The 11,677-nt window shown below is 63.1% G+C and carries 12 protein-coding genes; 5 read left to right on the forward strand and 7 right to left on the reverse strand.

Features of this window, described 5'->3' with window-relative positions:
* A partial coding sequence (locus EOA27_RS06660; protein WP_127255788.1) for a Tim44/TimA family putative adaptor protein occupies positions 1–658 on the reverse strand: 658 nt, incomplete at its 3' end.
* Positions 659–862: 204 nt separating this feature from the next.
* On the opposite strand from EOA27_RS06660, the gene EOA27_RS06665 reads away from it, so the two are divergent.
* The gene (locus EOA27_RS06665; RefSeq protein ID WP_126080346.1) at positions 863–1,357 is read left to right on the forward strand and encodes an FxsA family protein; all 495 of its coding nucleotides are present in this window, start codon (positions 863–865) and stop codon (positions 1,355–1,357) included.
* 118 nt (positions 1,358–1,475) lie between these two features.
* Positions 1,476–1,976, forward strand: a complete 501-nt coding sequence (gene secB, locus EOA27_RS06670; protein ID WP_042645309.1) for a protein-export chaperone SecB — start codon at positions 1,476–1,478, stop codon at positions 1,974–1,976.
* Positions 1,977–2,274: 298 nt separating this feature from the next.
* On the opposite strand, the gene dnaQ is transcribed toward secB, so the two are convergent.
* The 5 genes from dnaQ to EOA27_RS06695 form a co-directional block, all read right to left on the reverse strand.
* A complete protein-coding gene (gene dnaQ / locus EOA27_RS06675; RefSeq protein ID WP_126080347.1) occupies positions 2,275–2,979 on the reverse strand; it encodes a DNA polymerase III subunit epsilon in 705 nt (234 codons plus the stop codon).
* A gap of 75 nt (positions 2,980–3,054) precedes the next feature.
* Positions 3,055–3,660, reverse strand: coding sequence for a dephospho-CoA kinase (gene coaE, locus EOA27_RS06680; RefSeq protein WP_126080348.1), 606 nt, complete (start codon positions 3,658–3,660; stop codon positions 3,055–3,057).
* Positions 3,660–4,487, reverse strand: coding sequence for a shikimate dehydrogenase (locus EOA27_RS06685; RefSeq protein WP_126080349.1), 828 nt, complete (start codon positions 4,485–4,487; stop codon positions 3,660–3,662). The genes coaE and EOA27_RS06685 overlap by 1 nt, the downstream gene beginning before the upstream one ends.
* Positions 4,480–5,079 carry a Maf-like protein gene (locus EOA27_RS06690; protein WP_126080350.1) on the reverse strand — a complete coding sequence of 200 codons (600 nt, stop codon included), beginning with the start codon at positions 5,077–5,079 and terminating at the stop codon, positions 4,480–4,482. The genes EOA27_RS06685 and EOA27_RS06690 overlap by 8 nt, the downstream gene beginning before the upstream one ends.
* Before the next feature lie 295 nt (positions 5,080–5,374).
* Positions 5,375–6,196 (reverse strand): pyruvate, water dikinase regulatory protein, encoded by an 822-nt coding sequence (locus tag EOA27_RS06695; RefSeq protein WP_126080351.1) that lies wholly within the window; start codon positions 6,194–6,196, stop codon positions 5,375–5,377.
* Between the two features lie 496 nt (positions 6,197–6,692).
* On the opposite strand from EOA27_RS06695, the gene hemE reads away from it, so the two are divergent.
* From hemE to rho, 3 genes are all read left to right on the forward strand, one after another.
* Positions 6,693–7,721, forward strand: coding sequence for a uroporphyrinogen decarboxylase (gene hemE / locus EOA27_RS06700; RefSeq protein ID WP_126080352.1), 1,029 nt, complete (start codon positions 6,693–6,695; stop codon positions 7,719–7,721).
* On the forward strand, positions 7,718–8,254 hold the full coding sequence (hemJ, locus tag EOA27_RS06705) for a protoporphyrinogen oxidase HemJ (protein ID WP_126080353.1): 537 nt from the start codon (positions 7,718–7,720) through the stop codon (positions 8,252–8,254). Before hemE ends, hemJ begins: the two co-directional genes overlap by 4 nt.
* Positions 8,255–8,433: 179 nt before the next feature.
* On the forward strand, positions 8,434–9,699 hold the full coding sequence (gene rho, locus EOA27_RS06710; protein ID WP_126080354.1) for a transcription termination factor Rho: 1,266 nt from the start codon (positions 8,434–8,436) through the stop codon (positions 9,697–9,699).
* A 276-nt stretch (positions 9,700–9,975) separates the two neighbouring features.
* Here the strand turns inward: rho and EOA27_RS06715 are convergent.
* A partial coding sequence (locus EOA27_RS06715; RefSeq protein ID WP_145970276.1) for a thioredoxin domain-containing protein occupies positions 9,976–11,677 on the reverse strand: 1,702 nt, incomplete at its 5' end.

Below are 11,677 nucleotides of genomic sequence, written 5' to 3' on the forward strand. Positions count from 1 at the left end.
GTGTGTCGCGGGCGAAGGTCCAGACATCCTTGACCTCGGCCACCGTTTCCGGATCGCCGTCGATGACGGCGCCGGCCTTGTCGCGGGTCGCCGAGATCAGCTCGGAAACGACGCGCAGCGTGATATGCGCTTCGGAGCCCTTCATCTCCGCGGCGACGATGTCGGCTTTGTCGATGCCGACGAAGGAGGACTGGATCTTCTCTGACTTCGCCTCGCGCTCGCCGATGGCGGCGACGAACCCGTCATAGACTTCGCGCGACAGGAGATTCTTCAGCGTCTTACGGTCGCCGTCGGCATAGGCCATGACGATCATCTCATAGGCCATCTTGGCGCCGTCGACGAAGGTTTTGGGTTCGAAGGACGGATCGTTGTCCTTGATCGTGCGCAGGCCTTTGTTGAGATCGGTGTCCGGCTTGGCGAAGGCGTCGATCGCGGCATAGGTCTCGGCTGAGGATTCGCCCGGTGCGCGCTTGCGTGGCAGCGACACGACATTTTCCGGCTTCTGCGCCGCATCGGCCTCGCGCGTGCGGCTCGCCGAATAGGGATCGAAGGGCGGGCGCTCGTTGCCGGTGCGACGTCCGAGCACGTTGCGCAGCTGGAAAAAGATCACAACCGCCGCAATCAGAAAGAAAATCGTGCCGAAGTCGAAGAAACCCATATTTTCCGCCAACTCGAACCCTGTTCTTGCCCGACCGGCGTGACCCCCCTCGGGGACCGCGGTCGCATAGCGTTCAACACTCAAAGCATATAGAACGGCAGGCGCAATCATTCAAATCAAAGGCAGCCATACCTATCTAAAGGCGCCAAGGCCAGCGGCGATTGTCCGCGAGCGCCCAAAAGAAGAAAGCGATCGGTCGAGACTTTGCGCATTTCCTTCATCCCGCTGTTCCTGCTCCTGCTGCCGCTGCTGGAGATCGCCGGCTTCGTGGTCGTCGGCCGCGAGATCGGCGCCTTGGCGACGGTCGGGCTGGTCATCCTGTCCAGCGTCGCCGGCAGCCTGCTGCTCAGGCACCAGGGTTTCGGCGTCATGACGCGGGTGCGGGCCGAGATGGATGCCGGGCATGATCCCAGCCGGCAGCTCGTCCATGGCGCGATGATCGTGCTGGCGGCGATCCTTTTGATCATCCCTGGCTTCATCACCGATATCTTCGCCATTCTCCTGCTGCTGCCGCCGGTGCGCGACTTCGCCTGGCGCCTGCTCAAGAGCCGCATCGTCATGGCGACCAGCTTCTCGAGCGGCTTTTCGGCGCGCCGGCGCGAGACCGTCATCGATCTGGACGACAGCGACTATTCGCGCGACGATTATCCGAACCGTCCGGACCACAATTCGCCGTGGCGGCGGCTGAAAAACGATTAGTCCCAGGGCCTTTGCCCGATAAAGCGGCAAAACTTGTTTTGTCCGGCGGGCCATGGTAGCGAACCCGCGATTTCAATCCGGTCAGCAATGCTGCCCAGGCAGAAGGACTTAAAGGCTCATGGCCAGCAACGATGACGCGGCGACCGGCGCCGCCAACGGCAACGGCACCCAGAACCAGCCCTCGCTCAATGTGCTTGCCCAGTATGTGAAGGATCTTTCCTTCGAAAGCCCCGGCGCGCCGAACTCGCTGCGCGGCCGCGACAAGGCCCCAGGCATCGCCATCAACGTCAACGTCAACGCCAATCCGCTTTCGGACAAGCAGTTCGACGTCAACCTGACCTTGAACGCCAAGGCCTCCTTCGACCAGGAAGTGCTGTTCAATGTCGAGCTGGTCTATGGCGGCGTCTTCGCCATCTCGGGCTTCCCGCAGGAGCACATGCTGCCGATCCTGTTCATCGAATGCCCGCGGCTCCTGTTCCCCTTCGCCCGCCAGATCATCTCCGACGCCACCCGCAATGGCGGCTTTCCGCCGCTGATGCTCGACCCGATCGATTTCGCCCAGATGTTCCAGCAGCGCATCGCCGAGGACCAGGCCGCTAGCAAGGTCCAGGTGAGCTGAGAAGATTCGCTTTGGCGATTGAAGAGCCCGGCTTCGTGCCGGGCTTTTTTGTTGGAGATGCCGGAGATTGGCGAAAACCTCCGGACGGTCGTCATTCTAGGGCGGAGCAAGGAGCGAAGCGACGCGCGCAGACCCTAGAATCCATGCCGTGACGCTAAGGCGTTGCCACGGTTATAGAATTCTGCACCGTTGCACCCTACGGCGGCGGTCACGGCATGGATACTCGGGTCAAGCCCGAGTATGACCACGTCACGGAGGGATTCGGCCAATCGCGCGGATCAGCGCCACAAGCGCCCGCTCAGCCCACCGCCACTTTCAGCCACAGCGCCTTTTCGCCGAGCGTCGAAACCAGCCCGGCATGCGCGGCGCGGTCCGCTTCGTTCAAGCGCGGCGGCAGGGCAATGGGCCGCGCGCCGATGGAGATGTCGATATCGGCCACCTCGCCGGCGCCGTTCATCTGCATAGACACGGTTTCCAGCACCAGCGCCGCCTGCTTGCCGCCGATGAGCTCGATATAGACCTCGGCCAGCAATTCGGAGTCGAGCAGCGCGCCGTGCTTGGTGCGGCGCGTGTTGTCGATGCCGTAGCGGCGGCAGAGCGCATCGAGCGAGTTCGGGCCCATCGGATGCTTGCGGCGCGCCAAAGCGAGGGTGTCGATGATGCGGCCGGGATCGATGGCCGGATGGTCGAGCCGGCTGTATTCGAGGTTGAGGAAGCCGAGGTCGAAGGTGGCGTTGTGGGCGATCAGCTTGGCGCCGTCGGTGAAGGCCAGCCACTCATCGACGATTTCGGCGAAGGTCGGCTTGCCGACCAGGTCAGCGGCGCTGATGCCGTGCACGGCCTGGGCCTCGGCGTGGATGGCGCGGCCCTGCGGGTTGATGAATTTGTGGAAGGTGCGGCCGGTCGGGAAACGGTTGACCAGCTCGACGCCGCCGAGCTCGATGATGCGGTCTTCGCGCAAATCGAGGCCGGTGGTTTCCGTATCGAAGATGATCTCACGCATTTCGAATCAATCCGCTCCAAGGAGCAGAATCACAAACCAGAACAAAATGGCAATGGGGACTGCCGTCAGCGGACGTCAGGAACCATCCCGGCCGGACTTATCCCCCGTCAATTCGCCGATGACGGCGTCAACCGCCCTCCGCGCCGCCTCGAAGCCATTTCCGGTGTCGATGATGAAGTCGGCCTGGCGGCGTTTCTCGGCATCGGGCACCTGCTTGGCGAGGATCGACAAAAACTTCTCCTCGCTCATGCCAGGCCTCGCCAGCACGCGTTCACGCTGGATCTCGGGCGAAGCGGTGACGACCACGACCTTGTCGATGCGGTTGCGGCCGCCGGTCTCGAACAGAAGCGGGATGTCGAGCACGGCGAGCGGCGCGCCGGCGGCGCGATGCCTCGCCAGAAACGCATCGGCATCGGCGCGCACCAGCGGGTGGATGATCGACTCGAGCTTCTTCAGCGTGGCGGGATCGCCGAGCACTTGGCTCGCCAGCTTCACGCGGTCGACCACGCCTGCCTCGGTCGTGCCCGGGAAGGCCGCCTCGACCAAAGGCGCTGCCTTGCCGGCATAGAGGCGATGCACCGTCTCGTCCGAATCATGCACTGGCACGCCGGCCGCGGCGAACATCTTCGCCGTCGCTGACTTGCCCATGCCGATCGATCCGGTGAGGCCGAGCACGATCATCAATGGCCCTCGATGTCGGCGACGATCATGCGCCGCAATTCGGGCGTAACTTCGGGTTTGCGGCCGAACCAGCGTTCGAAGCCGGGCACTGCCTGGTGCAGCAGCATGCCGAGCCCGTCGACCGTCTTCAACCGCCGCGCCCTGGCGGCGGCAAGCAAAGGCGTTTCCAACGGCACATAGACGATGTCGGTGACGATGGCGTGGTCCGGCAAGCCGGCCGGATCGGCGGCGAGGGTTTCGTTGCCATGCATGCCGAGCGCCGTGGTGTTGACGAGCAGGCCGGCATCGGCAAGCAACTCGCCGACTGCCCCATGCGCCGAGACGCCAGGGCCAAATTGGCGGCTGAGTTCCTCGGCTCTCGCCAGCGTCCGATTGACGATGCGGATGTCCTTGATGCCACGCTCTTTCAGCGCGTGGATGACGGCGCGGGAGGCGCCGCCGGCGCCCAGTACCACGGCCGGCCCATTGACTGCCCATCCAGGCGCATACTGGTCAAGATTGGCGGCAAAGCCGTAGCCGTCCGTATTGCCGCCCCAGAGAACGTCGTCCTCGAACCACAGCGTGTTGACCGCGCCGATTTCATCGGCCGCACGGTCGCGGCGCGCGACGCCGGCGAAGGCGGCTTCCTTGTGCGGAATGGTGACATTGCCGCCGCGGTAGCTGTTCTCGCCGAGAGATTTGAGGAAATCGGTGAAATCCGCCGGCGCGACGTCGATCGCCTGGTAGCTGCCGTCGATGCCGTATTTATTGAGCCAATAGCCGTGGATCTTCGGCGAGCGCGAATGGGCGATCGGATGTCCGGTAACGAAGGCCTTTTTCTCAGCCATCGATGGCTCCCAGCGCGCGCAGCTCCTTCAGGACCGGCAGCAACGGCAGGCCGACGATGGTGAAATAGTCACCCTCGATCTTCTCGAACAGCTGGATGCCTTCGCCCTCCACCTGATAGGCGCCGACGCTCCCCAGGGCCTTGGCGCCGACGCGCGCCAGATGCCGGCCGATGAAGGCGGGGTCGAGCTTGCGCATGGTGAGGTTGGCAATGCCGACATGACGCCACAGCACTTCGCCGTCGCGGCAAAGCACGGCCGCGCTGTTCAGCTGATGCGTCTTGCCCGAGAGCGCGAGCAGGTGGCGGCGAGCGCCTTCCATGTCGGCCGGCTTGTGAAAGACCTCGTCGCCCAGCGACAGCGTCTGGTCACAGCCGAGCACCAGGGAGCCGGGCCTCCGCTCACTGACCTCAGTCGCCTTGGCCTCGGCCAGGATCGAGGCGACGTCTTCCGGCGAGACGCCGCTGTCTTTCAGCGGAGCCTCGAGGGCGCGCTCGTCGACATTTGCCGGCACCGCCTCGATGTCGAGGCCGGCATTGACGAGCATGGTCTTTCGGAACGGGCTGCCGGAGGCGAGGATGATCTTTTCGGACATGCACTAGTTCCCTGACGCTGTTGACCCATCGTTTGTCCGGCGGTCCAGCACAAACTTTGGAGAATGGCCAAGGCCCTACGAACTTCGTCATCCTAGGGCGAAGCAGGAGCGAAGCTCCGTTGCGAAGACCCTAAGATCCATGCCGTAACCTCAGCCGAGGGGCGCAGCGGAGCAGAATTCTACACCGTTGCAATACTTCGACGTCATGGCATGGATCCTAGGGTCTACGCCGCGTCGCTGCGCTCCTTGCTCCGCCCTAGGATGACGAAGCAGCCGGCGTCTCGGCCAATCTCCGTTACCGCGTCTTGCCCCGCAGGGCAACGATTGCCGCCGCCGTTTCCTCGATGGAGCGGCGGCTGACATCGATCATCGGCCAGCCATGCTTCGTGCAGAGCTGACGCGCATACGCGAGCTCCTCGTTGATGGCGGCGCGATCGACATAGTCGGTCGGCACGAAGGCGGCGCTGTTGCCGAGGATGCGGTTCTGCCTCACATGCGAGATACGCTCGGCCGTCGCGATCAGCCCGACGATCAGCGGCGTCTTGGCGGAGATCAGGCTCTCGGGCAGCGGCACGCCGAGCACGATCGGGATGTTGGCTGTCTTGATGCCGCGATTGGCGAGATAGATCGAGGTCGGCGTCTTCGAGGTGCGCGAGATGCCGATCAGCACGATATCGGCATCGTCCATATTGGCCGGCAGCTGGCCGTCATCATGCTCCATGGTGAAGTTCAACGCGTCGATGCGGCGAAAATATTCGGCGTCGAGCACGTGCTGGGCGCCGACGCGGCGACCGGCCGGCGTGCCGAGATAGGATTGGAAGACGGCGAGCACCGGCTCCAGCACCGAGACGCAAGGCAGGCCCATGGCCGCGCAGCGCTCGTCGATCGAGCGCGCGAGCTTCTGATCGACCACGGTGTAGAGGATGATGCCGGGCTCCTCCTCGATGTCATCGAAGACCTTGGCGACCTGCTTCTCGGTTCGGATCAGCGGATAGATATGTTCGATGGCGCGCGCGTCCTTGTACTGCGCGGACGCAGCGCGGCCAGCGGCCAGCAGCGTCTCGCCGGTGGCGTCGGAGATCAGGTGCAGATGGAAGAAGCTCTGAGGTTTGTTCACAAGGGATGGGTCCAGGCTGTGGGCAATTGTGGACAAGGCCGGATGTGCGGGCCTTTGGGTAGGGAAGCGACTGTATCAGATGGCCGCTTGTCCACAATTCGACCAGCTGTAGGCTTTGTCGCGGCGCTGGGGACAAAACTGGGGATCAACTTTTCCGGGCCGATTTCATCCACAACCCGAACATCGGAGCGGACCGGCCAAGCGTTTGACTCGAAAGCCTGAATCGTCCTTGTCCCCAGATCCCTCCAGTTTGCGAAAACAAGTACGCGACAATATGCTGACTGGCCTTTTCGAGCCGCAGGCTGGACAGGTCGCAATCATCACAACCAACAGACTCTTAGAATCAGAAGACTCTTTTAAAATAGATATTTGATTTAAGAGACCGCGCATGACCCCGAACCGGAGGTTCGGAAAGGATCATGCGCTAGATGAAAGTGCTACAGGGTCCTTTGCGCGTCTTAGGACGCGCGGCGCTGTAGAGAGAGGCGGGCGCTGGATGGCTGGGAAACGGATCGTGCTCGACGTCCTCAAGGGCGAGACGGTTTCACCGCCGCCGCTCTGGATGATGCGCCAGGCAGGCCGCTATCTTCCGGAGTATCGCAAGACCAGGAAACGGGCCGGATCCTTCCTCGATCTCTGCTATGATCCGGACCTTGCCGTCGAGGTGACGCTGCAGCCGATCGAACGCTTCGGCTTCGACGCCTCGATCCTGTTCTCCGACATTCTCGTTGTGCCCAACGCCTTGGGAAGGGATGTTCGTTTCGAGGAAGGCCGCGGGCCGGTCCTGAAGCCGATCTCGGCGGCCGAGATTGCGGCGCTGAACGGCGATGTGTTTCACGTGAATCTTGAGCCGGTCTACGAGACCGTGCGCCGGCTGCGCGCGAAATTGCCCAACGAGACGACGCTGCTCGGCTTCTGCGGCGCGCCATGGACGGTGGCGACCTATATGATCGCCGGGCATGGGACGCCCGACCAGGGCCCGGCGCGGCTGTTCGCCTATCGCGAGCCCGAGGCCTTCGCGAGGCTCTTGAAGACACTGGCCGATCATTCGGCTGCCTATCTCATCCGCCAGATCGAAGCCGGCGCCGATGCGGTGCAGATTTTCGATTCCTGGTCGGGCGTGCTGGACGAGCCCTCCTTCGAGGCTTTCTGCGTCGAGCCGGTGGCCGAGATCGTGCGGCAGGTGGAGGCGGTTCATCCCGACGTGCCGGTGATCGGTTTTCCGAAGGGCGCCGGCGAACGCTATCGCGACTACAGGAAGAAGACCGGCATTGCCGGTCTCGGCCTCGACTGGACCGTGCCTTTGTCCATGGCGAAGGAGCTGCAGCGCGAAGGCGCGGTGCAGGGCAATCTCGATCCGCTGCGGCTGGTCGCCGGCGGCAAGGCGCTGGCCGATGGCGTCGAGTCGATCCTGAGGACACTGGGCGGCGGGCCGCTGATCTTCAATCTCGGCCATGGCATCACGCCGGAAACGCCGGTCGCCCATGTCGAAGCGATGGTGAAAATGGTGAGGAGCCACCGATGAGCAATGTGAGCAACGAGAACACCACCGGCCAGGCGATGAAGCGCATGGTGATCGGCATTGTCGTTCTCGTGGCGGCGACGGCCCTTCTCTATTTGGTGGCTGGCGACGGCTTCTATCTCTGGGCGAAGGCCATTCATGTGATCGCGGTGATCGCCTGGATGGCGGGCATGCTCTATCTGCCGCGGCTGTTCGTCTATCATGTCGATGCCGAAAAAGGCTCGGTGCAGTCCGAGACCTTCAAGGTGATGGAGCGCCGTCTGCTCAGGGGGATCATCAATCCGGCGATGATCGTGACCTGGGTGTTCGGCCTTTGGCTGGCCTGGAAAGGCTTCGGCTTCCAGGGCGGCTGGCTGCACACCAAGATCGCGCTGGTGCTCATCCTGTCGGGTCTGCATGGCTATCTCGCCGGCGCGGTCAGGAAATTCGCCGAGGACAAGAACGAAAAGCCGGCCAGGCACTGGCGGATCGTCAACGAGATCCCCACATTGCTGATGATCGTCATCGTCATCCTGGTCGTCGTGAAGCCGTTCTAGGCTCCCCCCAAAACCAGAAGAAGCCCAGCAAAAGGCGGCTTGCTCTTTCGGGCGACCGACGATAAAAGACGGGTCTTCCTTCCCGTCATGCGCCGCCCCCTTTACTCGCTTTCGGCCGCGCCCGGCATTTGTCGTATTCAGCCGATTTTTCTCCCCAAAGCCTACCCAGAGTCTATCTAATGCAAGAAATGAAACTCGCAGAGTTCAAGAACAAGAAGCCGCCGGAGCTGATCGCTTACGCCGAAACGCTCGAGGTGGAGAACGCCAGCGTCATGCGCAAGCAGGAGCTGATGTTCGCGATCCTGAAGAAGCTCGCCGCGCAGGACATCGAGATCATCGGTGATGGCGTGGTGGAGGTGCTGCAGGACGGCTTCGGCTTCCTGCGCTCGGCCAACGCAAACTACCTGCCCGGCCCCGACGACATCTATATCTCGCCGTCGCAGATCCGGCGCTTCTCGCTCAAGACCGGCGACACGGTCGAAGGACCGATCCGCAGCCCGAAAGAGGGCGAGCGCTATTTCGCGCTGCTCAAGGTCAACACCATCAATTTCGACGATCCGGAAAAAATCCGGCACAAGATACACTTCGACAATCTGACGCCGCTCTACCCGACCTCGCGGCTGAAGATGGAGGTCGACACTCCCCCCACCAAGGACATCTCGCCGCGCGTGATTGACCTGGTGGCGCCGATCGGCAAGGGCCAGCGCGCGCTGATCAACGCGCAGCCGCGCACCGGTAAGACGGTGCTGTTGCAGAACATCGCGCATTCGATCACCGCCAATCATCCGGAATGCTACCTGATCGTGCTTTTGATCGACGAGCGTCCTGAAGAAGTGACCGACATGCAACGCTCGGTGAAGGGCGAGGTCATCTCCTCGACCTTCGACGAGCCAGCCGCGCGTCACGTGCAGGTCGCCGAAATGGTGATCGAGAAGGCCAAGCGCCTGGTTGAGCATGGTCGCGACGTCGTCATCCTGCTCGATTCGATCACCCGCCTCGGCCGCGCCTACAACACGGTCGTGCCGTCATCCGGCAAGGTGCTAACCGGCGGTGTCGACGCCAACGCGCTGCAACGCCCGAAGCGTTTCTTTGGTGCGGCCCGCAATATCGAAGAAGGCGGTTCGCTGACCATTATCGCCACCGCGCTGATCGACACCGGCAGCCGCATGGACGAAGTCATCTTCGAAGAGTTCAAGGGCACCGGCAACTGCGAAATCCAGCTCGACCGCAAGGTGGCCGACAAGCGCATCTATCCGGCGATCGACATCCTCAAGTCTGGTACCCGCAAGGAAGACCTGCTGGTGCCGCGATCGGACCTGCAGAAGATCTTCGTGCTGCGCCGCATCCTAGCGCCGATGGGCACGACCGACGCGATCGAGTTCCTGATCGACAAGCTCAAGCAGACCAAGACCAACGCGGACTTCTTCGATTCGATGAATACGTGATTGGGGACTGCGGTCCCCCTTCTCCCCTTGTGGGAGAGGTGGCCGCGAAGCGGCCGGATGAGGGGTGCTCCAGCTTGACGCAGCCGCTTATCCAGTCGGAATCCGCCAGCGTCTCACTCAGCTGGAACACCCCTCATCTGTCTCGGCGCTGCGCGCCGATCCACCGCCCGGCCCTTCGCAGGCTCAGGGCGTTCGAAGCTCGAAAAGCCAATCAATTGGCTTTTCGTCCGCTGCGCGGACCGCCTCTCACCCCACAAGGGGAGAAGGAGAAGGGCGCTATCGCCTCAGCAACTTCTCCAACTCCTGCGCATCCGTCACCACCGGCAGGCACATCTGCCCGCTGCAGAACCAGCCGCCTGGCTTCTCCGTCGGCGGCAGCACGCCGCCCGGCAGGAGCGGGCGATTCGCTTCCGTACCGATCGGCACGACGATGTCGACCCGGCGCGGGTCGGGATTCCGATTCGGAACCGGAACAAGGGTTGAAGACCCTGGCTCATCTATGATGACAAGCTTCAGCGGCTCGAGCGCCAGGGCACAGGCATTGACGATGCCGGCCTGGCCGTAAGCCTGTTGGGATGCGCGGCCCATGGCGTGCTCGGCGGTCGCCCAGGCCCTTCCCCAGAGTTCGAAGTCGCCGGTGAGCGAAGACAACCGAACCAGCGCTTCGATGATCTGGCTGGTGGCCGAGGGAATTGCTTCGTCGACATCGCCGCGGATGCGGATCGGGACGTCGCCGCTGTCCGAAGCCGTCAGCCAGTAGCCGGTCTTTTCCGCATCCAGGTGCCAGCGATCGAGTTCGCCGATGAACAGCCTGGCGCGGTCCGAATAGGTTGGATCGCTGGTCGCCTCGAAGAGTGCAATCGCGGCGTTGGTCATGGCTGCGTAATCGCTAGACAGTGCCGGGAAAAGCTTCTTCGCGCCGAGCATGGAATGCGGCAGCCGGTCGTCCTGGCTGGCCTCGACAATATGGGTGAAGGCTTTTGCCGCGGCATCGATCCAGTCGCGCCTGCCAAGGGAGCGGCCGGCTTCGGCGAGTGCTGCGATCATCAGACCGTTCCAGTCGGTGAGCACCTTGCCGTCGCGGCCCGGCCTGACCCGCTGTTCGCGGAAAGCCAGCAGCTTCGCTTTCAAAGGCGCAAGATTGGCGGAGTCGGCAATGCCTTTGCTTTGCTGCATTTCGCTTTGGCGGACGATCGGCTTGCCTTCCCAGCCATGCGGTGCGGCCAGCTCGAAATACTGAAAGAAAGTCGGGGCGTCGTCGCCCAGCGCGGCCTCGATCTCGTCGCGGCTCCACGTGTAAAAGAGCCCCTCCTCGCCGTCGCTGTCGGCGTCGAGGCTGGCGGCGAAGGCGCCGCCTTCGACACGCATCTCGCGCAGCAGCCAGGCGACGGTCTCTTCGATTCGCAGCCGGAACAAGTCTTTTCCGGTGGCGGCATAGGCCCAGTTGCACAGGCGGATGAGCTGGGCATTGTCATAGAGCATTTTTTCGAAATGCGGCACCAGCCATTCGGCGTCGGTGGAATAGCGGCTGAGACCGCCGCCGACATGATCGTAGATGCCGCCGGCAAGCATCTTTTCGAGACTGGTGAGCACGGCATCGCGGTGGTCCACCTGGCCGTCGCGCAGCCAGGACAGCCAAAGCGTATGCATAAAGGGCGCATTCGGGAATTTGGGCGCGCCCTTCAAGCCGCCGAGATCGTGGTCGATCATGCCGTCGATGCGGCCGGCGAGATCGGCGAGCGTATCGCGGTCGAGCACCGCCTTGCCGTTTGTCCCGGCAAGCCGGGATTCGACATGGGCGGTCAGCCCGTCGGCGCCTTCGGCGAGGCTCTGCTGCTTTTCCCGCCAAGCCTTGTCGACCGCTTCCAGCACCTGGATGAAGCCCGGCCGCCCGTAACGCGCCTCGCGCGGAAAATAGGTTCCGCCCCAGAACGGCTTGCCGTCGGGCGTCAGGAACATGGTGAGCGGCCAGCCGCCC

Origin of the sequence: Mesorhizobium sp. M2A.F.Ca.ET.037.01.1.1, assembly GCF_003998075.1 — a bacterium.
Lineage (GTDB): Bacteria > Pseudomonadota > Alphaproteobacteria > Rhizobiales > Rhizobiaceae > Mesorhizobium.